Genomic DNA, 24,413 nt, shown 5'->3' with positions numbered 1-24,413 from the left:
GTATAATAGACCTATGAAAAGACAGAGCGTTCGAGTTGAATTATTTCCCCTAAAAAAAGAAGAAATCCCTGCCTACTTAGATGACAAGGGTGTTTTAGTGAATGACTATTTCAAGATCTACCTAGCTCACTCGGCATATCAAGTGGTGGAGGAGCAGCAAGAGTGCTTGGTTGAGATTGTCAGCCTAGCCGACATGGGATTTGATCGGGAAGCAACTGCTCCTCAGATAGAGGAGAGAGCCGTGGAGATGGGTTATCAATTACCACCAGCTCATCTGGGAGTTTATCTTCGCCTGGCCTTGTTGGAACAGGAAGTCAGTCAAGATGCCATACTCTCCCAAGGGAAATCACCAGACGGAGCCATTTGTCTGCTGTCGCCTCAGTTGGAAGAAGAATTCACCTTCCCTCGCAGTGTCTATCTTCGTAAGGTTGACCAAGACTTGTGGCTACGTGCGGCTCGCTTTGATGACGAGTATGCCTTTCCCTTAACAACGCTTTTTGCATTTGTGACGAAAAATGCGAATGAATTTGTAGAGGGGAGTGAGCCCTAAATAATTAAAGAGGCAAATATGAAGGAATTACAATTTTTAATTTACCGAGCAGAAAATGACCAAGAAAAGGCTAGTGTCATTGTCAGTGACGAGACGATTTGGGCTAGTCAGAAGGAAATGGCAAGATTGTTTGATGTTGGTGTACCAGCTATCAGCAAACATTTGAAAAATATTTTTGAAGAAGGCGAACTAGATGAGCATTCAGTTATTTCCAAAATGGAAACAACTGCAAGTGATGGTAAAAATTATCTAACTAGCTATTACAATCTCGATGCCATCATTTCCGTCGGTTATCGTGTCAATTCTCAAAAGGCTACTAAGTTTAGGCAGTGGGCAACAACTGTGCTTCGAGAATACATGATTAAAGGTTTTGCCATGGATGATGAGCGTTTGAAGCAAGGCGAAAACTTGTTGGAAAAAGACTATTTTCGCGAGCTCTTAGAACGAGTTCGTTCTATCCGTGCTAGTGAACGACGAATTTGGTTACAAATCACAGATATTTTTGCGGAGATTGCGATTGATTATGACGCTAATAGCTTGATGACTAAGCAATTCTATGCTCATGTGCAAAATAAATTTCATTATGCGATTACAGGTAAAACAGCTGCAGAAATTATTTATGAAAAGGCAGACCACACCAAAGCGAACATGGGGTTGGTAACCTGGAAGCACTCTCCTGACGGACGTATTTTGCAATCGGACGCTCTTGTGGCTAAAAATTATCTGAACGAAAAGGAGATTCGTTCGCTGGAACGTAGTATTTCGGGCTACTTTGACTATCTGGAGCGACAAATTGAGCAAGGAAAGACCCAGACCATGCAAGATTTGGCAGATAGCATTGATCGATTTTTAGCCTTTCAAGATTATGAGCTTTTAGAGGGGCATGGTCAAATTACAAGGCAGGTAGCCAAGGAGAAAGCTCGGTCAGAATATGCAATTTTTAATAAGACCCAAAAGATAAATTCTGATTTTGAAAAATTACTAGAAGACTTATCTTCAAAATAAGTACTCGAAAGGAAAACACATGAAAATCCGCGGATTCGAACTGGTTAGCCAGTTTACAGATGAAAACTTATTGCCAAAACGCGAAACAGCCCACGCAGCAGGTTACGACTTGAAAGCTGCGGAGACTGTTAGCTTGGAGCCAGGTGAGATTAAGCTGGTTCCAACGGGTGTCAAGGCCTATATGCAGGCCAACGAGGTCCTCTACCTCTACGACCGTTCGTCCAACCCTCGCAAGAAGGGGCTGGTTTTGATAAACTCGGTCGGAGTTATCGACGGTGACTACTACGGCAATCCAGCCAATGAAGGTCACATCTTTGCCCAGATGCGAAATATCACAGAAGAAACTGTCGTGGTGGAAGCTGGGGAACGAATCGTACAGGCTGTTTTTGCACCCTTCCTCTTGGCTGACGGCGACCAGGCCGATGGCGTTCGGACGGGCGGATTTGGTTCGACGGGGAAATAGACTACTATGCAGATTCTCTTTGCGCGGCATTCCGAGCCTGACTACAGTGTGTTTGACCAGCATGACAACCCTCGGCTGTACGCAGGTTTTGGACGGGATCTGGCTCCCCTGACTGAAAAGGGGAGGGCTTTGGCCCAGGAAGTTGCCAGCAGTCCTGTTTTTGCTCAGGCTCAGGTGGTTATCGCTTCAAGCGTCACGCGGGCCTTGGAGACTGCAACTTACATTGCTCATGCCCAGCAACTACCTCTTCTGGTCGAGCCCTTTTTTCATGAGTGGCGACCCGACCTGATGGGGAAAAATGCCAGTCAAGATGAGGCTGTCTTAGCTCATCGATTATTTTGGGAAAATAGCGGAGCGGTGCCTGAGTCTTCTCCTGTTCGTTATGAGACTGCTGCGGAGATGAAAAAGCGATTTTTATAGGCCCTTGAAAAATACAAAGCCTATGACCGAATCGTTATCGTCTGTCACGGTATGCTGATACGCCAGTTTGTCCCCAAAGAAACCATAGCCTACTGCGAAATCCTAGAATACACTCTATAGGAGGAAATCATCATCGCTAAGAAAAAAACAACCTTTGTCTGTCAATCCTGCGAGTATCACTCACCCAAGTATCTGGGCCGTTGCCCCAACTGTGGCTCCTGGTCTAGCTTTGTCGAGGAAGTGGAAGTCGCTGAAGTCAAGAACGAGCGGGTCAGCCTGACAGGTGAGAAGACCCGTCCCATGAAACTCAAAGAAGTTTCCTCCATTCAAGTGGCCCGTACCAAGACCAACATGGAGGAGTTCAACCGTGTCCTCGGAGGTGGCGTGGTGCCAGGCAGTCTGGTCCTGATCGGAGGCGATCCAGGAATTGGGAAATCCACCCTGCTTTTACAGGTATCTACCCAACTTTCGACCATTGGTACCGTCCTCTATGTGTCGGGGGAAGAGTCTGCCCAGCAGATTAAGTTGCGGGCGGAGCGTTTGGGCGACATCGACAGCGAGTTCTATCTCTATGCGGAGACCAATATGCAGAGCATTCGGACCGAGATTGAGAAGATCAAGCCAGATTTCCTGATTATCGACTCTATCCAGACCATTATGAGTCCGGACATCTCCAGCGTGCAAGGCTCTGTCAGTCAGGTCCGTGAAGTGACCAATGAGCTCATGCAGATTGCCAAGACCAACAATATTGCAACCTTTATCGTCGGCCATATGACCAAGGAAGGCACCTTGGCTGGACCGCGGACCTTGGAGCATATGGTAGATACCGTTCTTTATTTTGAGGGCGAGCGGCAGCACACCTTCCGTATCTTGAGGGCGGTCAAAAATCGCTTCGGCTCTACCAACGAAATCGGCATTTTTGAAATGCAGTCACAGGGCTTGGTCGAAGTTCTCAATCCAAGTGAGGTCTTTCTGGAAGAGCGTCTGGACGGGGCGACTGGCTCTGCGATTGTCGTGACCATGGAGGGCACCCGCCCTATTCTTGCGGAAGTGCAGGCTCTGGTGACGCCGACCATGTTTGGCAATGCCAAGCGGACCACGACAGGCTTGGATTTCAACCGCGCCAGCTTGATTATGGCGGTTTTGGAAAAACGGGCAGGCCTGCTCCTCCAAAACCAAGATGCCTACCTCAAGTCAGCAGGCGGTGTCAAGCTAGATGAGCCAGCTATTGACCTAGCGGTCGCAGTTGCCCTTGCCTCCAGTTACAAGGACAAGCCAACCAACCCACAAGAGTGCTTTATAGGCGAAATAGGTCTGACAGGGGAAATCCGCCGCGTCAATCGGATTGAACAACGGATTAACGAAGCCGCCAAATTGGGCTTTACTAAGGTCTATGCCCCTAAAAATTCCCTGACAGGAATCAAGGTACCCAAGGAAATTACTGTTGTCGGCGTGACAACCATTGGCGAAGTCCTACAAAAAGTGTTTAAGTGACGAAAATATTCGGGAGTGACAGCTAGTCGCTCCTCTTTTTGCTACAAATAGTCGGGAATGTGATAAGCTAGGTCTAACCTTTTTCTGAAAAATTCAGAAATTCTTATCAGACGAGGAGGTTCTATGTCTTATTTTCAAAACTTTATGAAGGCCAACAAGGCCTATGTTGACCTGCACGGTACCTAGCATCTGTCGCTCAAGCCCAAGACCAAGGTGGCTATCGTGACCTGTATGGACTCACGCCTTCACGTGGCGCAGGCCTTGGGCTTGGCTCTGGGTGATGCCCACATTTTGCGGAATGCGGGTGGGCGCGTGACAGAAGACATGATTCGTTCGCTTGTCATTTCCCAGCAACAACTTGGTACGCGGGAAATCGTTGTCCTCCACCATACAGACTGCGGTGCCCAGACCTTTACCAATGAAGAATTTGGGGTCCAACTCAGGCGGGATTTGGGAGTGGATGTGGCTGGTCAGGACTTTCTTCCTTTTACAGACATTGAAGAAAGCGTGCGGGAAGATATTGCCCTTTTGAAACAATCTCCGCTCATACCTGACGACGTTGAAATTTCAGGGGCTATTTATGATGTGGATACGGGCCGTATGACAGAGGTTATATGATGACAGGAGGAATCTAATTGTTTGGATTCCTTTATTTTTTTACAAAAATACTTGACAGGGTCTGGTTTTGGTTGTAGAATTGTGTTATAAAAACAATACAAAAAGGAGTTAATAATGATTTGGTTTGTTTTAGCTTGTTTTTGGTTTATTATAGCAATCCTGTGGTTAACAGGTACATTTCGTAAAAAATAGGAGGCAACTATGTCAGACAACCGTATGAAATACACAATCGACAGCAATATGCAATTTCCTTTAGTGGAAATCGCCTTGGAAGCTGGAGAATCAGCTTATATTCAACAAGGAAGCATGGTTTATCATACACCGAGTGTGACCTTGAATACCAAGCTTAATGCCCGTGGAGGCTCTGGTTTTGGTAAGCTCATAGGTGCCATTGGTCGTTCTATGGTATCAGGTGAGTCTATGTTTATCACGCAAGCCATTTCCAATAGTGATGATGGGAAGATTGCACTTGCGCCTTCAACGCCAGGTCAGGTCATTGCCTTGGAACTTGGGGCTGAACAATACCGCCTTAATGATGGCGCATTTCTTGCCCTTGATGGTTCAGCTCAGTATAAGATGGAACGCCAAAGTGTTGGTCGTGCCTTCTTTGGTGGTCAGGGTGGCCTCTTTGTTATGACGACTGAGGGTAAGGGTACCCTCTTGGCAAATGCTTTCGGGTCGATTAAGAAGATTGAATTGGATGGCGGGAGTATTACCATTGATAATGCCCATGTGGTAGCTTGGAGCCGTGACCTCAACTACGATATTCATATGGAAAATGGTTTCCTACAATCCATTGGTACTGGGGAAGGAATTGTTAATACCTTCTCTGGTTACGGAGAAATTTACGTTCAAAGCTTGAATATTGAAACCTTTGCTCAAGTCATCGGTAGCCATATCGTAACAGGTGGCGATGGTGGAGGAGGTAGTACATCCCTCCTTGATGCGATTTTCTAAATTTCTATAGATGAGGTGTAGTGTGAAAACTGCACCTTTTTAGTGTGCCTATTATAGTATAGGAAAATATATAATAATTGACAAATGTACGAGTAATCAGTAGTATAGAAATATTAGACACATTAAAGTAATGCTCTTTAAAAATTGAATGGCAGTATTCTTATTTCGATAGGAGACACTAACTATAGTTTTAAAACTGGTTCGATTTTCATTGAGTATAATAAATATAGAAGGCTGAATTGTGAGTAAAGAAACTATTAAGCAGACATCTATAGAAGTATCTCGTAAGACACGAGTTAGGATGCATAAGTCGGGGAAACACTGGGTCAGGTCCGTGTTATCTCAAATAGGATTTAAGAAATTATATCGCGGGAAGACATTAGGAACTATAAGAGTTTCAGAATCTTCTGTCCAAGGTAATCGTTCTAGTAGCGTCCTATTAAAAGCGGCAATGGTAGCGGGTACTTTTGCCGGTGGCTATGCGACAACAGGTACTGTATTAGCTGAGGATTCCTTGGTACAAACCCAAGAAACCAACCAGGAATTACTGGCAACGACAGACACTGTTGAACTAGGGGGAAGTACTAGTCTTGTTCAATATTCTGAGTCTGCTAGCCAGTCTATTTTGGAGTTGGTAGAGGAGTCGGTTAGTCTATCTTCGTCATCTTCAGAAAGTATCCCTGATTCTCAGTCCTTATCGTTGAGTGAATCAGAAAGTCAGTATGATTCCGTTTCGACCTCAGCAAGCGATTCGGAAAGGGTTACGTATTCAGAATCTCTTGCCTTGAGTGAGTCAGTAGTGGTTGTGGAGAACGAGGAAAACTCGCCAGCTTCAACAGGGGCAGAACTTTCAAGCTCTGTTTCGGAACAACCATCAGTAGATTTAACAGGTTTGAATCGTCAGCTATTTGATATGGCACTTGTTAGTCTAGAAGAAGCACGAAGTTTAGAGGTGCCAGATTCTTTAGATAAGACTACGACGAAATATCAACGGTATATAAGAGCAAAGGAAGCGGCAGACCAAGCTTGGCAATTGGTAGGGGAGATTCAAGCAGGAAAAATAGTGAGTCAGGACGAACTGGATGTTGCGAGTAAGCAAATTGCGCAGGCGGCAACTAATTTGACTGGACGTCGTACCCAACTTTTAGGGGGGGATGGTAGGGCTGGAACAAGTTTGAGATCGACGAGTGATAATACTATTTTGGTATTTTCAGAGTCGGATGCTAGCGCTAAATTAAATGGGACTCAAATTTCCCTTATTGAAGGTCGATTAGATACGGTTACGAATACGATTGATTGGAAAGTTATTTATAATCCGATTACTACCCTACCTGAGGCGTACGCAGGTTTATATGTGGCAACGGTGACTGAGATGGGAGAGCCTCAAAATGTGCTCGTCAATGGGGTTCCGTTACAACTAGATAATAGCTTTAATAGTCGTGAAACCCTAGGTGTAACGCTTCGGACGGTTGATTATTCTGGAAGATACTACGGAAAAAACTATTCTTTGGCTTCTAGCCAGATTTCAACTACTGGTCCAATCACATATACGTTTACGACTCGTGTCAGCTCCAGTTTGGCCAATATTGCATTGTATGTCCAGTCGGCAATCCACCCAACATCAAATGTGGTTCATGCAACTGTAAAGGAGCCGGAAAACCGTCAAAATTTAAGTGGAATGCTGATTGGATATAGGACATCTTTTGTGGCGGATGGAATGAATAGCTTTTTGCAATCGACTTCTGAGTCTATTCAAAACTCATTGAGTATTCGATTGTCCTTGAGTCAGTCCCATTCTCAATCAGTATCAGTTTCTAACAGCCTATCGCAGTCAGGGTCTAAATCCCTTTCAATGTCATTGTTGACATCACATTCCGAGTCTCAATCGGTCTCATCCTCTCTTGCGACCTCAGTCAGCGAATCATTGTTTGAGTCTCTTTCTGACTCAACAAGTGCATCTGAGTCCACATCAGGTTCAGAGTCAGCTAGTGCCTCTGTTTCGGCCTCTGTTTCTGAGTCGGTCAGTGAATCTATTTCGGCATCCGTTTCCGAGTCAGTCAGTGCTTCTATCTCAACGTCCGTATCAGAATCGGATAGCGCGTCCGTTTCGGCCTCTGTCTCTGAATCGGCCAGTGAATCAATCTCAATGTCCGTTTCCGAATCAGTTTCTGAGTCAGTTAGTGAATCTGTCTCTACATCCGTCTCTGAGTCGGTCAGTGCGTCTGTTTCAACATCTGTTTCTGAGTCAGTCAGTGCGTCCGTTTCGGCATCTGTCTCTGAATCAGTCAGTGCGTCCGTTTCGGCTTCCGTCTCTGAGTCGGTCAGTGAATCCATTTCAACATCTGAGTCGGTTTCAAGTTCAGAATCTGTTTCAACATCCGTTTCTGAATCAGTCAGTGCGTCCGTTTCGACATCTGTATCAGAATCGGTTAGTGAATCAATCTCAATGTCCGTTTCCGAATCAGTTTCTGAGTCAGTTAGTGAATCTCTCTCTATATCCGTCTCTGAGTCGGTCAGTGAATCTGTTTCGACATCTGTATCTGAATCGGTCAGCGGGTCAGTCTCAAGTTCCGAATCAGTTAGTGAGTCTGTTTCAACATCTGTATCTGTATCTGAGTCGGTTAGTGAATTAATCTCAATGTCCGTATCAGAATCGGATAGCGCGTCCGTTTCGGCATCCGTATCAGAATCAGTTAGTGCCTCTGTCTCGACTTCCGTTTCAGAGTCAGCCAGCGCGTCCATCTCGGCCTCCGTTTCCGAATCGGATAGTGCTTCAGTTTCTATATCCGTATCAGAATCGGATAGTGCCTCAGTTTCAACATCCGTTTCTGAGTCAGTCAGTGAGTCTGTTTCAACATCTGTTTCCGAATCAGCTAGTGCCTCCGTTTCGGCCTCCGTTTCCGAGTCAGTCAGTGCTTCTGTCTCAACATCTGTTTCCGAGTCGGTCAGTTCCTCAGTTTCGGCCTCCATTTCCGAGTCAGTCAGTGAGTCTGTTTTAACATCTGTTTCAGAATCAGTTAGTTCCTCAGTTTCGACGTCAGTTTCAGAATCGGATAGTATTTCAGTTTCTACATCCGTTTCCGAGTCAATCAGCGCATCCGTTTCAGCGTCTGTTTCCGAGTCAATCAGCGAATCTGTTTCAACGTCTGTTTCTGAGTCAATCAGCGCGTCCGTTTCGACTTCAGTTTCTGAATCGGTCAGTGAATCTGTTTCAACATCAGTTTCTGAGTCAGTCAGTGCGTCCGTTTCGGCATCTGTCTCTGAATCGGTAAGTGAATCGATTTCAGAATCCGTATCAGAGTCAATTTCCGAGTCAGTCAGCGAATCGATTTCAGAATTCGTATCTGAGTCTATCTCCGAGTCTCTTTCAGAATCCGTATCAGAGTCAATTTCCGAGTCAGTCAACGAGTCTCTTTCTGAATCTATCTCTGAGTCGGTAAGTGAGTCGATTTCAGAATCCACATCAGAATCTATCTCCGAGTCGGTGTCTGAATCAATCTCTGAGTCTGTATCTGAATCAGTTTCCGAGTCGGTCAGTGAGTCTGTTTCAACGTCTGTATCTGAATTGGTCAGCGCGTATGTTTCAACGTCAGTTTCTGAATCGGCCAGTGAATCCGTTTCAACATCTGTCTCTGAATCGGTCAGTGAATCCGTTTCAACGTCAGTTTCTGAATCGGTCAGTGCCTCAGTTTCAACATCCGTTTCCGAGTCAGTCAGTGCCTCAGTCTCGACGTCAGTTTCCGAATCATCTAGCGCCTCAGTTTCGACTTCTGTCTCTGAGTCGGTCAGTGAATCTGTTTCAACGTCTGTATCTGAATCAGTCAGCGCGTCCGTTTCGACATCTGTTTCTGAATCAGCTAGTGCCTCAGTTTCGGCCTCTGTATTAGAATCAGTTAGCGCCTCAGTTTCGACTTCCGTTTCCGAATCAGTCAGTGAGTCTGTTTCAACATCTGTTTCCGAATCAGCTAGTGCCTCAGTTTCGGCCTCCGTATCAGAATCAGTTAGTGCCTCAGTCTCGACGTCAGTTTCCGAATCGGATAGCGCTTCAGTTTCAACATCCGTTTCTGATTCAGTTAGTGAATCCGTCTCTACATCTATTTCTGAGTCAGCTAGTGCCTCAGTTTCGGCCTCCGTTTCCGAGTCTGTGAGTGCCTCAGTCTCAACGTCAGTTTCCGAATCGGATAGTGCCTCCGTTTCAACATCCGTTTCTGAGTCAGTCAGCATGTCCGTTTCAATATCCGTTTCAGCGTCTGTTTCTGAGTCGGTCAGTGCCTCAGTTTCGGCTTCCGTTTCCGAGTCAGTCAGTGAGTCTGTCTCAACATCTGTTTCCGAGTCAGCCAGCGCGTCCATCTCGGCCTCCGTTTCCGAGTCGGTCAGCGGTTCCGTTTTAACGTCTGTTTCTGAATCAGTTAGTGAGTCCGTTTCGGCTTCCGTTTCTGAGTCTGTGAGTGCCTCAGTTTCGACCTCTGTCTCTGAATCGGTCAGTGCCTCTGTCTCGACGTCAGTTTCCGAATCAGCTAGTGCCTCAGTTTCGGCTTCCGTTTCCGAGTCAGTCAGCGAGTCTCTTTCAGAATCAGTTTCTGAATCTATCTCTGAGTCGGTAAGTGAGTCGATTTCAGAATCCACATCAGAATCTATCTCCGAGTCGGTCAGCGAATCGATTTCAGAATCCGTATCAGAATCTATTTCAGAGTCTGTATCTGAATCAGTTTCCGAATCCCTTTCCGAATCCCTTTCAGAGTCCGTCAGCGAATCAGTTTCAGAATCCGACTCAGAATCTATTTCCGAGTTGACCTCGATTAGGCGTTCGGAAGAAACCCGGACATCAGAATATACACCGTCTGAAGAAGAATCTCTACTGACTTCAATCTCCCATCTAGTCTCAATTAGTGAATCAATAATTGCGTCCGTCTCAGAATCGGTATCCGAGTCAGTTTCAGAATCGATATCTGATTTGATGAGTGGGTCCACTTCTGTCTCTCTTTCTGATTCGATGAGTGAGTTGGTGTCAGAGTCCATTTCTGATTCTGTAAGCGAGTCTCTCAAAGAGTCCCCTTCAGAGTCTGTCTCCGATTCGGTTATCAAGTCAATTTCAGAATCAGTAAGTGAATCCATTTCAGAATCTATTTCGAATTCAGTTAGTTGGTCACAGTCACTATCTATGAGTGAAGAAGGTTCTACTTCTCATTCAGAATCCATTTCACTGAAAGGTATGAGTGGTAAGCAGCTACAACGAAGTGGTATCCTACCAAATACTGGCGAAGAATCATCTGCTTGGACTAGTCTGCTTGGAGCCTTCTTGCTCTTTGGAGGCTTGTTTAAACAACACAAGAAAAGAAATGGTGATGAGTGAGAAGAGTAGCTCTGCCATTTCCAAAAGAAAAATGGCTCTTTGTCAACTGTAGTGGGTAGATGAAAAGCTAACACCTAGAGAGGACGAACTTCGTTCTCTCTTTCTTTATGTTCAAAGCAATCAAAATGCGTTTTTTAAAATTTTCAAAGTTCCTAAAACCAAAGGCATTTCTCTTAATGACTTTGATGAGATTGTTGGTAGCTTCCAGTTTGGCGTTGGAATAAGGCAATTCCAGGGCGTTTAAAACCTTGTCTTTATCCTTTAGAAATGTCTTAAATACCGTCTGGAAAATAGGATTAACATTGGCCATTTCCTGTTCAATAAGGTCAAAGAAATGAACTGAGTTTTTCTCTTGGAAATGGAACAAGAGAAATTGATAGAGTTCATAGTGCTGTCGGAGTTCATCTGAGTAGGATAGGAGTTTTTCTAGAATTTCCTTGTTAGTCAAGTGCATGCGAAACATAGGGCGATAAAATCGTTTATCGCTGAGTTTACGGCCATCTTGTTGAATCAATTTCCAGTAACGTTTCAAGGCTCGGTATTCGTGCGATTTTCTGTCGAATTGATTCATGATTTGAATGCGGACACGGTTCATAGCACGGCTGAGGTGTTGTACGATATGAAAGCGGTCAAGGACGATTTTAGCATGCGGAAAAAGCTGTTTAGCCAATTGGTAGTATGGACTAAACATGTCCATAGTGATAACTTTAACGCGGTTTCTAGCCTGTCTGGAATAGCGTAGGAAGTGGTTTCTAATCGTGGCTTGCGTGCGTCCATCGAGGATAGAGATGACTTTTAGCGAGTCGAAATCCTGAGCGATGAAACTCATTTTTCCCTTCTTGAAGCCGTACTCATCCCAGCTCATATTCTCAGGCAACCAATTCCAGTCGGATTTAAATTGGAACTCATTTAGCTTGCGAATGACGGTTGAGGTAGAGACGGCAAGGCGCTTAGCGATATCGGTCATAGACTGTTTTTCAATGAGAAGTTGAGCGATTTTCTGGTGAACGATGTTTGCGATTTGGTGGTTCTTCTTGACCAGAGGAGTTTCAGCGACAGCCATTTTTCCGCAGTCTTTGCACTTGAAACGGCGCTTTTTCAGGCGAATGAGAGTTCGGTAGCCAGCACACTCCAGATAAGGGATTTTAGAAGCTTTCTGGAAGTCGTATTTGTCCATCTGTCCCTTGCAGGCAGGACATTTAGGAGGCTCGTAATCCAAGTAACCATGAAGTTCTTTGTGCGTTCCCATATTGTATTCATCAGTGATAATAATATTTTTGTCTTTTATTCCGAGAAAATTTGTGATAAGATTTAGTTGTTCCATATGAGTCTTTCTAATGAGTTGTTTAGTCGCTTTTCATTATAGGTCATATGGGACTTTTTTTCTATACTCAAAAAAGCTCCATAATTTCCATGGTGGATTTACCCACTACAGAAATTATAGAGCCAGAAAAATAAGTCCCTTGTCCATGCAAGGGGCTTTTGTGTGCTTGATTGAACCACTTACTGGCATTTTTTGACCACTTGCTGAAATGCCCTTGCAAAATTCGAGTAAGTTGATATAATAAAACCAGAAAAAGCAAAGGAGGTCTTATGAAAGTTCGGATTGAATTAGATGATAGCTTAGAGCAAGTCGAAGTGATTATCAGAAGTAGCCAACTAGGACCAGAGTTGGAACGCATCCAGCAGGCTTTGCAACAGGTTAGCCGTCCCTCGCTTGTCTTTTACAAAGGAACCAGTGAATATTTCTTGAAATTGGAAGACCTGCTCTTTTTTGAAACGGATGGGACCAAGCTGATGGGGCATACTAGAGATGACGCCTATGAAGTCAAGATGAAACTCTATGAACTGGAAGACTGCCTCCCTGCTTATTTTTGTCGGGTTTCCAAGTCAACCATTGCAAATAGCAAGGCCGTTTATTCGCTGGATAAATCCTTTTCAGGAACTAGTCGGATTTCCTTCTATCAGACCCACAAGGAAGTCCATGTGTCGCGGCACTATTATCATTTATTAAAAGAAAAGTTACGAGAAGTGAGGTAGAAAAATGAAAAAAAATGGTTTAGGAATTGCTCTGCTGGTCTTGGCAGGCTTGGTCTTGTTTCAAGACTACTTGCCGGCTATTGAGCTTCCTCTTTGGAAATTGGCACTGGTAGTCGGTTGGAGTTATCTTCTCCTAAAAGCAATAATTAGAAGACAGTTAGTTACAAGCTTTGTGTGGGGAACTTTGGTCTTTATTATTTTGAACAACCACTTTGACTGGGTGGACATCGATACTTGGACACTGATTGTGGGTGCAGGCCTAGCCTGTGCGGGTTTGCAGCTCTTATTCAAGCCCAAGAGACCAGATGTGAGCAGTACAGGAGTGATTGGCGATAAGGGACGGGAAATAGCTTTTGGCTCCTCTACTCGCTACATTCATGAGGAAAATTTTACCTACGATAGTGTGGAAGTGGCCTTTGGCTCCAGTATGGTTTATTTTGATCAGGCGGTTATTCTGGGAGATAAGGCTGAGTTTCATATAGATGCAGCTTTCTCATCAGTTAATCTTTATCTGCCGGCAAATTGGCAGGCGGTCGTGGAGCTAGACAGTTCCATGTCTGCTGTCAATAACTATGCAACTGGTATAGGAGAAAAGATGCTGCATATCACAGGAGATATGGCCTTCTCTACTTTGAATATCTATTACACCTAGAGTGAACAGAGAGCAGTCTATTCAGGCTCTTCTGCAAGACAAAAATTCAGAATATTCTGGAAATTATTCAAAAGAAAGGGATTATCATGAAAAAGATTTTGAAAAATGCTACCTATCTATGGGTACTGACTGCGGATATGTTGTCCAATTTTGGCGATGTGGTCTATTACCTAGCCCTGATGAACTATGTTTTGCTGGTACCCAACAGCCGTCTGGCACTGGCGATTGTGACCTTCTCGGAAATCTTTCCTAGCTTTATGGGGCTCTTTACAGGCTATCTGGCAGACAAGACGGTCAACAAAATCAGCACTATCAAGCTGACCCTTCTCTTTCGTGTCCTTCTCTACCTCATCCTCGGCTTCTGCATGGGCTTTGAGCCAGCTCTCTGGATTGTCGTGGTGGCTGCAACTTTCAATGTCTTTGCAGACTTTGCTGGCTTTTATGAAAACGGCCTCTATACACCTCTGGGATTACGCGTAGCGCCCAAGGAAGAGCGGGAGCAGTACTCGGCCTTTCGCCAGACCGTGACCAGCCTCCTCAATATCGCCTTTCAGGCCCTCTCTGCCCTCTTGGTCGGCCTCCTCTCCTACCAAAACCTGGCCTTTCTCAACGCCGGTACCTTTTTAGCCGCCCTCCTCATCATGCAGCTGCTGACGCCAGCCTTTCGCAAACTTCTGACGGAGCAGCCTTTGAAAATAGCAGAGCAGCCGAGCCAGACTGAGCAAAAAACCAAGAGACCAGGCATTCTAACTTCCTTCAAGCAAGCCATCGTGGAGCTGCGCAAGATACCCGAGTTCCGTCTGGTCCTGATTACCAACCCTCTTATCAACGCCTGTGGAGCGATTCTCTATCCTATTCTGGTCCTCTTGATTAGCGAAGACCCAGGCCTTGTCTTCCTCAATGTTGAAACAACCCTTGCCCTGACCATTCTGATTTTCTTTGTTGGCAATATTCTGGGCTCGACCTTAGTCTTTACCCTTTTCAAAAAGACCAGCATGGTGACGCTGGAAGTGGCAGCCACTTTCTCTCTACTTGGCGTGTTTGTCGGAATGTTGCTACATCAACTGCCAATTATTTTCTTCTTCCTTACTACAATGGGAATTAGCTTTGGTGCCAGCGGTCCTAAGTTTAACGCTAAGTTTGTCAATTCTATGCCAGAGGAGCAGTTGGCGACCATTGGCGGAGCGGTATCAACCTATTTTATGCTAGGTCAAGCCTTTACTCGACTGTTGGTTTCGGGTTTGGTCTTGGTATTGGCTGTCGATCAGATTAGCGGTCTTTTCCTAACGACAACTGGTTTGTTAGTCCTCTATGTTCTCTACTGGCTGGCACACAACCAAAAAACACCTCAAAATCAGTCTGTTTAGACTGATTTTTCTGTTATCTGGGGGTGTTCTATGCTATAATGTTCTTGATTGAAATTTTACAGGAGAGAAACATGACCAAACCAATTCGTGTGCGTTACGCACCAAGTCCAACAGGACTGTTGCATATCGGAAATGCTCGTACAGCATTGTTTAACTATCTTTTTGCCCGTCATCATGGCGGTACTTTCCTTATTCGTATCGAGGACACAGACCGCAAGCGCCATGTGGAAGACGGAGAGCGTTCTCAGCTGGAAAACCTGCGTTGGTTGGGCATTGATTGGGATGAAAGTCCAGAAACCCATGAGCAATACCGTCAATCAGAGCGTTTGGGCATTTACCAAAAGTATGTTGATCAGCTCTTGGCAGAAGGTAAGGCCTACAAGTCTTACGTGACAGAAGAGGAATTGGCGGCGGAGCGTGAGCGTCAGGAAGCTGCGGGCGAAACACCTCGTTATATCAATGAATACCTTGGCATGTCTGAAGATGAAAAAGCAGCCTACATCGCAGAGCGTGAGGCAGCTGGCATTGTCCCAACTGTCCGTTTGGCTGTCAATGAAGCTGGTATCTACAAGTGGAATGACATGGTTAAGGGTGAGATTGAGTTTGAAGGTGGCAACATCGGTGGTGACTGGGTTATCCAGAAACGTGACGGCTATCCAACCTATAACTTTGCTGTGGTCATTGATGATCATTTGATGGAAATCTCGCACGTTATCCGTGGGGACGACCACATTGCCAATACTCCTAAGCAACTCATGGTCTATGAAGCACTTGGTTGGGAAGCGCCAGAATTTGGCCACATGACCTTGATTATCAACTCTGAAACTGGTAAAAAGTTGTCTAAACGTGACACCAACACCCTTCAGTTTATCGAAGATTACCGTCGTAAGGGTTATATGCCTGAAGCTGTTTTCAACTTTATCGGTCTTTTGGGTTGGAACCCTGGTGGTGAGGAGGAAATCTTCTCCCGTGAGCAATTTATCCAACTCTTTGACGAGAACCGTCTCAGCAAGTCACCAGCTGCCTTTGACCAGAAGAAAATGGACTGGATGAGCAATGAGTACATCAAAAATGCTGATTTAGAAACTATTTTCAACCTTGCTAAGCCATTCTTGGAAGAAGCAGGGCGTTTGACAGACAAGGCAGAAAAATTGGTGGAATTGTACAAGCCACAATTATCATCAGCAGACGAAATCGTTGGTTTGACAGACCTCTTCTTCTCTGATTTCCCAGAATTGACAGACGAGGAAAAAGAAGTGATGGCAGGCGAAACGGTTCCAACTGTTCTCAATGCCCTCAAGGAAAAATTGGAAGCCATGACGGACGAAGATTTCCAACCAGATAATATCTTCCCACAAATTAAGGCTGTTCAAAAAGAAACAGGCATCAAGGGCAAAAACCTCTTCATGCCAATCCGTATCGCCGTTTCAGGCGAAATGCACGGACCAGAGTTGCCAAATACTATTTACCTGCTCGGCCGTGAAAAATCCATCCAGCATATTGAGAATATGTTGAAGAGTTTGTAAGATAAATAATCCCCGCTGTCCTGTGACAGCGGGGATTTTGCTATAACTGATAACTATAACAGTTGTATTGAAAATGGTATAACGATTTTCTGAAAATCCATGATATGATAGAATAATCACAAGAATTTAGGAGAGTGCATGGAAAATCATAATTTTGAAAATCAGGGTACTTTTAATCGAGAGATGAACAGTCGCCATTTGCAGATGTTGTCTATCGGTGGGGTTATCGGGACAGGTTTGTTCTTGAGTTCAGGCTATACCATTGCACAGGCTGGGCCTTTCGGAGCGGTTGCTGCTTATCTTTTCGGAGCTGTCATGGTCTATCTGGTCATGTTCTCTTTAGGTGAATTGTCGGTTGCTATGCCGGTGACCGGCTCTTTCCATACCTATGCCACCAAGTTTATCAGTCCAGGTACTGGTTTTATGGTGGCCTGGATGTATTGGCTCTGCTGGGTCGTTGCTCTGGCCACGCAGTTTGTTGGGGCAGCCCAGCTCATGCAACGCTGGTTTCCTAGTGTACCGATTTGGATTTTTGCGACGATTTTTGCAGTTATTGTATTTGGTTTGAACACCCTATCAGTTGGCTGGTTTGCCAAGGCGGAGGATGCGCTCTCGTCTATCAAGGTCTATGCCATAGCAGCCTTTATCGTGCTTGGGACTTTGGCTATTTTTGGTATTTTGCCATTTGAAGGAACCAATGCTGCGCCGCTATTTAACAATATCACAAGTAACGGCTTACTTCCTCACGGTCTGGTTGGTTTTATCACGGTCATGCTGTCTGTTAACTATGCCTTTTCAGGTGTGGAAATGATCGGAATTGCCGCAGGGGAGACAGATAATCCTAAGAAAGCCGTGCCGCAAGCTATTAAGTCAACAATTGGTCTCTTGGTTATCTTCTTTGTCTTAACTATCGTTGTTTTGGCAGCCCTACTTCCTATGTCAGAAGCAGGAGTGACAGAAGCGCCATTCGTACTTGTCTTGGACAAGATTGGCTTCCCTTATGCTGCTGATATTATGAACTTTATTATCTTGACGGCTATTTTATCGGCCTCTACATCAGGGCTATACGCTTCAAGCCGTATGCTGTGGTCTTTGGCCAATGAAGGCATGATTAGTAAGGAATTGGTGAAGATTAACAAGCATGGTGTGCCTATGCGGGGCATGATCTTGTCCATGATTGGTGTTGTCATCGCCTTGATTGCATCAATTTATGCAGAAGATACCATCTTCTTGGCCTTGGTTTCTATCGCTGGTTTTGCAGTTGTCATTGCTTGGTTGGCTATTCCGCTTGCACAAATCGGTTTCCGTCGTGAATTTTTGAAAACTCACAGTGAAGAGGAATTGGAATACAAGACGCCATTTTCACCGACCTTACCATGGATTACCGTTATTCTGCTAGTTATTTCCATCATTGGAATCGGCTGGGATCCTTCACAGCGTGCCGGTCTATACTTCGGTGTTCCTTTCATGATTGGCTGCTATATTTATCACTATATCCGCTTTAAAAAGTGGTAGGAGGGGTCGAGTATGGGTCGTTTTAAAGAACTATTAGAACAAAAGGAATACATCATTTTACACGGTGCTCTCGGAACAGAGCTAGAGTTTCGTGGTCATGATGTATCGGGCAAGCTCTGGTCTGCCAAGTATCTATTGGAAAATCCCCAGTTCATCAAGGATATTCACAAGGATTATATTCGTGCCGGGGCAGACTTGGTGACGACTTCAACCTATCAGGCAACCTTTGAAGGATTAGCAGAAGTTGGCTTGTCACAAGCAGAGGCAGAGGACCTCATTCGCTTGACCGTTGATTTGGCTAAGGAGGCTCGAGACGAGGTCTGGGCAGAATTGTCTGAAACAGAGAAAACACAACGAACCTATCCCCTTATTTCAGGTGACGTGGGTCCATACGCAGCCTATTTAGCCAACGGTGCTGAATATACAGGCGATTATGGCAACATTAGTCTGTCAGAGTTAAAAGACTTCCACCGTCGCCGAATTGAGCTTCTCTTAGAACAGGGTGCGGAACTCTTGGCATTGGAAACCATTCCAAATGTTCTTGAAGCTCAAGCCTTAGTAGAGCTGTTGGTAGAGGATTTTCCAGAGGTAGAGGCCTATATTAGCTTCACCTCGCAGGATGGTCAGTCGATTTCTGACGGAACATCAATTGAGAAAATAGCAGAGCTGGTCAACAGCAGTGAGCAGATTTTGGCGGTTGGTCTTAACTGTACGGCTCCCTCGCTCTATCCAGCCTTTCTCAGTCAGTTGAGAGAGAAAACGGATAAACCATTTGTCACCTATCCAAATTCTGGAGAAGTCTATGATGGAGCCACTCAAACTTGGAAGGAAAAGGCAGACGACAGCCATTCCCTTCTGGATAATACACTTGAATGGCACAAACTGGGGGCCAAGGTAGTTGGAGGGTGTTGCCGCACCCGACCAGCTGATATTGCAAGTCTAGTTGCTGGATTGAAATAAATGAATCCCCGCTGTCCTGTGACGGCGGGGATTTGTCTGTTAGGGGAATTTAGCTTTGTAAAAACAACCCCTCCACATAGTCTTTCTGCCTAGGAATGACCAGTTCAGTTTCTAGGAAGTCTTTCAACTTTTCTTGTGGGACCCAGATGTAGTTGCTGGTTTCGTCGGCTTGGAGTTGGATGGTCGATTTGTCCCAATTGGTTTCGGCCCAGTAGCAGTGGAAAATGCACTGGTCGTCATGGGCGACAAAGTGTGTATGGTGGCGGAGTTGGTCAGCTGTTAGCTCAATGCCAGTTTCTTCGCAGACTTCGCGCAAAATGGCCTGCTCTGCTATTTCCCCAAACAATGCCGAACCTCCTGCTGTCGCTTCATAATAGTCAGGGTAGGAGGGTTTGGTGCTGTCGCGTTTCATGAAGAGGGTGCTGCCGTCGTGGTGGCGGATGATGCACTCGACGACTAGGTGGTAGAGACCGTCGGGAATGGATTCTCCGCGTGTGAGAGTGTGGTCGGTCAGCTGCCCGTCGGCTGTGTAGGCGTTCCAGATTTCCATTTCATTCTCCTGTCGATTTTGTAGTTATTCAGTATAGCACATCTGTAAGTGTAAGGCAACATGTTTTGTTTTTGTACGGACAAGTGTTATACTGGGGCTACTAACTCAAAGGAGAAATTTATGCAAACCATTATCCCTCATCTCTGGTATGATACAGAGGCAAAAGAAGCGGTAGCTTTCTATGTAGAACTCTTCGGAGGCAAGCTGGACTGGACCTACACCATTACGGATACACCTTCGGGTGATTCGGATTTGATTCAGTTTCAACTGGGCGATATGACCTTGGCGGCTATTAGTGCGGGTCCATACTTTAAGCTCAATGAGTCCATGTCCCTCATGGTCAATGTAGCCAGCAAGGATGAAGTGACACGTTTGTACCAAGCCTTGTCAGAAGGCGGTCGTATTCTCATGCCTTTGGGAGAATATCCTTTCAGCCCGTACTATGTCTGGTTGGAAGACCGCTTTGGTCTGTCTTGGCAACTGTCTTATACACCCGACTTGGACAAGCCTTATCAGTTTGACATCTGCCTGCTCTTCTCGCAGGAACAGGTAGGTTTGGCCCAGCCAATGTTGGACTACTACAAGGACAAGCTCCCTCAGGCTAGTGTCGGTCAACTTTCCTACTACGGTGAAGGAGAGGCTGCCAAACTGAACTATGCGGAACTTCTTGTCGCTGGACAGAAACTGATTGTCATGGACCACGGTTACGGTGGCGAAGCGTCTTTCAACGAAGCCTTCTCGCTCATGGTCTATGTGGATAGTCAGGACGAACTCAATTTCTATTATGACCTCCTGTCAGCAGTGCCAGAGGCGGAAATGTGCGGTTGGGTCAAGGACCAGTTCGGTATTTCTTGGCAGATTGTACCGCGTATTTTGATGGAAGCATACGATACGGCTAGCCCAGAAACCGTCAAGACTGTTAATGATGCCGTTCTGCAAATGCGTCGTCTGGATTTTGACCAGATTAAAGAGATTTTATCCTAAAAAGCTGACTTCGGTCAGTTTTTTTTCTTGTGGACAGTCAACAGAGAAGGTTTTTCAAATGCGACTGAGTTGGCAGATTATTTGGCTAGCAAGGGAATGCCCTTTCGCCAGGCTCATGAAATTATTGGAAAACTGGTCTTGGAATGCAGCAAGGCAGGCTACTATTAACAAGATGTGCCCTTGGAACGCTACCAAGAAATTTCTGATTTGATTGAATTGGTCATCTACACGGCCCTTCAATCAAAAACAGCAGTCCACCGCGTCAATCGCTTGGCGGAGCAGTTTTTGATTACTTTATCTGCGAATGCAACAAGCAAAAGAAAATGTAGCAGTATCAAAAAGCCTCTAAAGGCATGACAGATGCATGAAGAACATCTTGTTTTCAGAAATCATGTTTTCAAGGCATCGTCAGTTTTGGGTCAAAAATGTGATATAAGACCTCGGAAATAAGGGATTAACTTCGCTGAAGTGTAAGTTTTTTGAAAATATTTTGAAAAAATGTATGCAACCAGAAAATAGTTACATACATTTTCTTTCTGTGTATGACCTGCCTATAAACGTGATGTTTATTGGCTTTTTTGAATTTTATGGTATAATAGAGGTAATTTTGAAAGATGGAGTGACGGTTTGAAGAAAAGCTATCGTGTCAAGCGTGAACGAGATTTTAATGACATTTTTACAAAAGGAAAGAATGTAGCCAATCGGAAGTTTGTGGTTTACTGCTTACCCAAGGACCAGGCTCATTTCCGAGTAGGGCTATCTGTCAGCAAAAAATTGGGAAACGCTGTCATGAGAAATCGCATTAAGCGAAGACTTCGCCATGTCCTGATAGAATGCCAGCAAGAGTTGGTGACGGATGACTTTGTAATCATCGCTCGTAAAGGAGTTGAAGAGCTGTCCTATCAGGAAATCAAGAAAAACCTCATCCATGTTTTGAAACTAGCTAAATTATACCAGGAAGGTGTTGCGATTGAAAAAGAATCTTAAGTGGGCTGGGCTACTGACCACAACTCTACTCGTGCTAACCGCTTGTGGAACAGGAACAGCCTCCAGTCAGTCTTCGGGCGCATGGAATGGATTGATTCATTGGTTTGCTAGCATTATTCAATTCTTGTCCATCAACGGTCAGATTGGTATCGGGATTATTCTCTTTACGATTATCATTCGGACGATCTTATTGCCTTTGTTCCAAATTCAAATGAATTCTTCGCGTAAGATGCAGGAACTTCAACCCCAGCTACGTGCTTTACAGGAAGAGTATGCTGGAAGTGATATGGATACTCGTCAGAAATTATATGAGGAAACAAGAAAACTCTATAAAGAGAACGGTGTCAGCATGACCTCATCCATGTGGCCACTCTTAATTCAGATGCCGATTTTGATAGCTCTCTATCAAGCTCTGATAACGGAGGAAGCTCTCAAGGTTGGACAGTTCCTCTGGGTAAATCTTGGTGAATCTGACCCCTATTTTATCTTTCCGGTTTTAGCAGCAGCCTTCACTTTCTTAAGTACTTGGTTGGCCAATAAAGCAGCCATTGAGAAAAATGGTGCCATTACAGCTATGATGTACATCATGCCAGTACTGATTTTCTTCTTTGCTGTTACAGCCGCTAGTGGTGTGGCCTTGTACTGGACGGTATCTAACGCTTATCAAGTGGTTCAAACCTTGGTGTTTAATAATCCTTTTAAAATCATAGCAGAGCGTCAAGCTAAAATTGATGCTGAAAAAGAGCGTCAAGCTAAAATCAGACGGGCTCAGAAAAAGGCTCGCAAACAGAAGTAGGATGAAACGAATAGGAGAGAGAAAATGAAATTTACAGGTGCAAATGTTGAAGAAGCCATTCAAAATGGTCTAGAAGAATTGAATATTCCCCGTAAGAAGGCGCATATCACTGTTGTAGCGCGTGAGAAAAAAGGTTTCTTCGGTTTTGGTAAAAAACCAGCCATCGTAGATATTGATGTTATCAACGAAACAACGGTTGTCAAAGCCAATCAAAAAGCAGTTCGTGGCGTTCCAAGTGAAATCAATGAACTCAATGAGCCAGTCAAGAGTGTTTCAGAAGCTACGATTGACCTTGGGAAAGTTGTTGCGGCAGTGAAGGAATTTGAAAAGTCTGGTCAAACGCTTGATGATGAGATCAAGGCCCAGATTTTGAAAAATGAAAAAGAAGCGACAACCATTCTTGAAGAAACTGGTCGTATTGAAATTCTTTCTGACGAATTATTAGCAGGCGTTAGCCAGACAACCACTCAAGAAGAAGTTGTTAGTCCAGAGCCAGTTGCCAAGGATGAATTTGCTGATTTAAATATTAAAATTGAGCCGCAGTATGACATTGAACAGGTTGTTGCAGAAGTTTCTACCTACATCCAAGAAATTTTGGATGATATGGATGTGGAAGCAAGTATTGAAACCAGTCACAGCCGTCGCACCATCAACATCCAAGTGGATACCAATGAACCTGGACGTGTCATCGGCTACCATGGTAAGGTCTTGAAAGCCTTGCAACTCTTGGCACAGAACTTCCTTTACAATCGTTATGAGCGCAATTTCTACATCACCATCAATGTGAATGACTATGTAGAACACCGTGCAGAAGTTCTTCAAGGCTATGCGCAGAAATTGGCAGAACGTGTCTTGGCTGAGCAGGAAGCCTACCACACAGACCCTATGTCAAGCAGTGAGCGTAAAATCATCCACCGCATTATTTCTAAGATGGATGGTTTGACTAGCTATTCAGAAGGTAGCGAACCAAACCGCTATGTAGTGGTAGATATTGAAGGACATCGCGATTAAGAAGAGGCTCAGCCTCTTTTTTTCAATGTTTTTTCTTAATCTGATTGAAAATAGAACAGAATAGCTTGACAAACCCCCAGATTTTATATAAAATAGTTTGGTATGTTTAGTAACTGATCAAAACTAGCCGGCTAAACGAATACAAGAATCTAAGAGGAGGTATTCATCGTGAAACGTACTTTTCAACCAAGTAAAATCCGTCGCGCACGTAAACACGGTTTCCGTAGCCGTATGGCAACTAAAAACGGCCGTCGCGTGTTAGCAGCTCGTCGCCGTAAGGGACGTAAAGTTCTTACAGTAGCATAAGAATACGACTAAAACCAGCAGAAACTCGAGTCTGCTGGTTTTTTCGTTGGAAAAGAATAGCTTAAAATATGGTACAATAGAACCATGATAGAAATTTTTGATACACACACCCACCTCAACGTAGAGCAGTTTGACGGTCGGGTCCAAGAAGAATTAGACTTTGCCAAGGAGATGGGAGTCACCCTCCACAATGTGGTCGGTTTTGACCGAGCAACCATTGACAAGGCTATGGAGCTTGCTGACCTGCACCCTGAAATTTATCTGACATTGGGCTGGCATCCGACGGAGGCTGGCACTTATGATGAGGAAGTTGAACGTTATCTACTCAAGGCTCTCGAACATCCCAAGGTCATTGCCTTGGGCGAGATTGGGCTGGACTACTACTGGATGACGGCGGATAAGGAAACCCAAGCTCGTGTTTTCAAGCGACAGATGGAGTTGGCCAAGCAGTTGGACTTACCCTTTGTGGTTCATACTCGCGATGCTTTGGAAGATACCTATCAGATTATAAAGGAAGTCGGTGTCGGTCCGCGTGGAGGCATCATGCACTCCTTCTCTGGAACGCTGGAGGAGGCTCAGGCCTTCATGGACTTGGGGATGCACATCTCCTTCTCGGGAGTAGTGACTTTCAAAAAAGCTGTCGAACTTCAAGAAGCGGCGCAAGCATTGCCCCTAGAAAAAATCCTGGTCGAGACGGATGCACCCTACCTGGCCCCAGTTCCCAAGCGTGGTCGGGAAAATCGCACCGGCTACACCCGATATGTGGTGGATATGCTGGCCCAGCTTCGCAACCAGTCGGTCGAAGAAGTGGCGAGAGCGACCTACGAGAATGCAAGGAGTTTGTTTGGTCTTGACTGAA

Annotated in this window: 21 protein-coding genes and 3 pseudogenes; 21 read left to right on the top strand and 3 right to left on the bottom strand. The window is 45.0% G+C overall.

Annotation, left to right across the window (positions count from 1 at the left end; all coding sequences use genetic code 11):
* The first annotated feature begins 13 nt into the window (after nucleotides 1-13).
* From PW252_RS10370 to PW252_RS10340, 7 genes and pseudogenes are all read left to right on the top strand, one after another.
* A complete protein-coding gene (locus PW252_RS10370; protein ID WP_248049302.1) occupies nucleotides 14-550 on the top strand; it encodes a hypothetical protein in 537 nt (178 codons plus the stop codon).
* 18 nt (nucleotides 551-568) lie between these two features.
* Nucleotides 569-1,555: a virulence RhuM family protein gene (locus PW252_RS10365; protein WP_248049304.1), complete on the top strand. Its 987-nt coding sequence runs from the start codon at nucleotides 569-571 to the stop codon at nucleotides 1,553-1,555.
* A 19-nt stretch (nucleotides 1,556-1,574) separates the two neighbouring features.
* Nucleotides 1,575-2,018, top strand: a complete 444-nt coding sequence (locus PW252_RS10360; RefSeq protein ID WP_002939955.1) for a dUTP diphosphatase — start codon at nucleotides 1,575-1,577, stop codon at nucleotides 2,016-2,018.
* Nucleotides 2,019-2,024: 6 nt separating this feature from the next.
* Nucleotides 2,025-2,558: pseudogene (locus PW252_RS10355) on the top strand (histidine phosphatase family protein).
* A 6-nt stretch (nucleotides 2,559-2,564) separates the two neighbouring features.
* A complete protein-coding gene (gene radA, locus PW252_RS10350; protein ID WP_248049307.1) occupies nucleotides 2,565-3,932 on the top strand; it encodes a DNA repair protein RadA in 1,368 nt (455 codons plus the stop codon).
* A 123-nt stretch (nucleotides 3,933-4,055) separates the two neighbouring features.
* A pseudogene (locus tag PW252_RS10345) lies at nucleotides 4,056-4,550 on the top strand (beta-class carbonic anhydrase).
* A gap of 201 nt (nucleotides 4,551-4,751) precedes the next feature.
* Nucleotides 4,752-5,507: a TIGR00266 family protein gene (locus tag PW252_RS10340; RefSeq protein WP_105118602.1), complete on the top strand. Its 756-nt coding sequence runs from the start codon at nucleotides 4,752-4,754 to the stop codon at nucleotides 5,505-5,507.
* A 1,881-nt stretch (nucleotides 5,508-7,388) separates the two neighbouring features.
* Here the strand turns inward: PW252_RS10340 and PW252_RS10330 are convergent.
* Nucleotides 7,389-10,622 carry a midas domain-containing protein gene (locus tag PW252_RS10330; protein ID WP_316716742.1) on the bottom strand — a complete coding sequence of 1,078 codons (3,234 nt, stop codon included), beginning with the start codon at nucleotides 10,620-10,622 and terminating at the stop codon, nucleotides 7,389-7,391.
* A gap of 46 nt (nucleotides 10,623-10,668) precedes the next feature.
* Between PW252_RS10330 and PW252_RS10325 the strand changes: the two genes are divergently transcribed.
* Nucleotides 10,669-10,860, top strand: a complete 192-nt coding sequence (locus tag PW252_RS10325; protein WP_316716863.1) for an LPXTG cell wall anchor domain-containing protein — start codon at nucleotides 10,669-10,671, stop codon at nucleotides 10,858-10,860.
* Nucleotides 10,861-10,927: 67 nt separating this feature from the next.
* Here PW252_RS10325 and PW252_RS10320 read toward each other — a convergent pair whose 3' ends face one another.
* The gene (locus tag PW252_RS10320) at nucleotides 10,928-12,184 is read right to left on the bottom strand and encodes an ISL3 family transposase (RefSeq protein WP_248043812.1); all 1,257 of its coding nucleotides are present in this window, start codon (nucleotides 12,182-12,184) and stop codon (nucleotides 10,928-10,930) included.
* 269 nt (nucleotides 12,185-12,453) lie between these two features.
* Here PW252_RS10320 and PW252_RS10315 point away from each other — a divergent pair, with 269 nt between their 5' ends.
* The 6 genes from PW252_RS10315 (at nucleotide 12,454) to mmuM (ending at nucleotide 18,920) form a co-directional block, all read left to right on the top strand.
* Nucleotides 12,454-12,900, top strand: a complete 447-nt coding sequence (locus tag PW252_RS10315) for a LytTR family DNA-binding domain-containing protein (RefSeq protein WP_125265876.1) — start codon at nucleotides 12,454-12,456, stop codon at nucleotides 12,898-12,900.
* 4 nt (nucleotides 12,901-12,904) lie between these two features.
* Nucleotides 12,905-13,552, top strand: a complete 648-nt coding sequence (locus PW252_RS10310; protein WP_172049843.1) for a hypothetical protein — start codon at nucleotides 12,905-12,907, stop codon at nucleotides 13,550-13,552.
* 86 nt (nucleotides 13,553-13,638) lie between these two features.
* Nucleotides 13,639-14,919, top strand: a complete 1,281-nt coding sequence (locus tag PW252_RS10305) for an MFS transporter (RefSeq protein ID WP_248049406.1) — start codon at nucleotides 13,639-13,641, stop codon at nucleotides 14,917-14,919.
* Nucleotides 14,920-14,990: 71 nt separating this feature from the next.
* Nucleotides 14,991-16,445 (top strand): glutamate--tRNA ligase, encoded by a 1,455-nt coding sequence (gltX, locus tag PW252_RS10300; RefSeq protein ID WP_248049408.1) that lies wholly within the window; start codon nucleotides 14,991-14,993, stop codon nucleotides 16,443-16,445.
* A gap of 138 nt (nucleotides 16,446-16,583) precedes the next feature.
* Nucleotides 16,584-17,960 (top strand): amino acid permease, encoded by a 1,377-nt coding sequence (locus tag PW252_RS10295; RefSeq protein ID WP_248049410.1) that lies wholly within the window; start codon nucleotides 16,584-16,586, stop codon nucleotides 17,958-17,960.
* A 12-nt stretch (nucleotides 17,961-17,972) separates the two neighbouring features.
* Nucleotides 17,973-18,920: a homocysteine S-methyltransferase gene (gene mmuM, locus PW252_RS10290; protein WP_248049412.1), complete on the top strand. Its 948-nt coding sequence runs from the start codon at nucleotides 17,973-17,975 to the stop codon at nucleotides 18,918-18,920.
* Nucleotides 18,921-18,969: 49 nt separating this feature from the next.
* Here the strand turns inward: mmuM and PW252_RS10285 are convergent, their stop codons facing one another.
* The gene (locus PW252_RS10285) at nucleotides 18,970-19,470 is read right to left on the bottom strand and encodes an NUDIX hydrolase (RefSeq protein WP_248049414.1); all 501 of its coding nucleotides are present in this window, start codon (nucleotides 19,468-19,470) and stop codon (nucleotides 18,970-18,972) included.
* A 120-nt stretch (nucleotides 19,471-19,590) separates the two neighbouring features.
* On the opposite strand from PW252_RS10285, the gene PW252_RS10280 reads away from it, so the two are divergent.
* From PW252_RS10280 to PW252_RS10250, 7 genes and pseudogenes are all read left to right on the top strand, one after another.
* Nucleotides 19,591-20,454, top strand: coding sequence for a VOC family protein (locus tag PW252_RS10280; RefSeq protein WP_248049415.1), 864 nt, complete (start codon nucleotides 19,591-19,593; stop codon nucleotides 20,452-20,454).
* A 42-nt stretch (nucleotides 20,455-20,496) separates the two neighbouring features.
* Nucleotides 20,497-20,783, top strand: a pseudogene (locus tag PW252_RS10275) (argininosuccinate lyase); the annotation flags it as partial.
* Between the two features lie 298 nt (nucleotides 20,784-21,081).
* A complete protein-coding gene (gene rnpA, locus PW252_RS10270) occupies nucleotides 21,082-21,441 on the top strand; it encodes a ribonuclease P protein component (RefSeq protein WP_105117249.1) in 360 nt (119 codons plus the stop codon).
* Nucleotides 21,425-22,237, top strand: coding sequence for a membrane protein insertase YidC (locus PW252_RS10265; protein ID WP_248044077.1), 813 nt, complete (start codon nucleotides 21,425-21,427; stop codon nucleotides 22,235-22,237). Before rnpA ends, PW252_RS10265 begins: the two co-directional genes overlap by 17 nt.
* 24 nt (nucleotides 22,238-22,261) lie before the next feature.
* Nucleotides 22,262-23,248 carry an RNA-binding cell elongation regulator Jag/EloR gene (gene jag, locus PW252_RS10260; RefSeq protein ID WP_248049418.1) on the top strand — a complete coding sequence of 329 codons (987 nt, stop codon included), beginning with the start codon at nucleotides 22,262-22,264 and terminating at the stop codon, nucleotides 23,246-23,248.
* A gap of 168 nt (nucleotides 23,249-23,416) precedes the next feature.
* Nucleotides 23,417-23,554 (top strand): 50S ribosomal protein L34, encoded by a 138-nt coding sequence (gene rpmH, locus PW252_RS10255; protein ID WP_002939016.1) that lies wholly within the window; start codon nucleotides 23,417-23,419, stop codon nucleotides 23,552-23,554.
* 84 nt (nucleotides 23,555-23,638) lie between these two features.
* Nucleotides 23,639-24,412 carry a TatD family hydrolase gene (locus PW252_RS10250; RefSeq protein WP_248049419.1) on the top strand — a complete coding sequence of 258 codons (774 nt, stop codon included), beginning with the start codon at nucleotides 23,639-23,641 and terminating at the stop codon, nucleotides 24,410-24,412.
* Nucleotide 24,413: the final 1 nt, after the last annotated feature.

Source organism: Streptococcus sp. 29887, from assembly GCF_032595075.1.
GTDB classification, from domain to species: Bacteria; Bacillota; Bacilli; order Lactobacillales; family Streptococcaceae; genus Streptococcus; species Streptococcus iners.
Note: the sequence above shows the minus strand (reverse complement) of the source record. Positions and strands in the feature narration are given on the sequence as shown.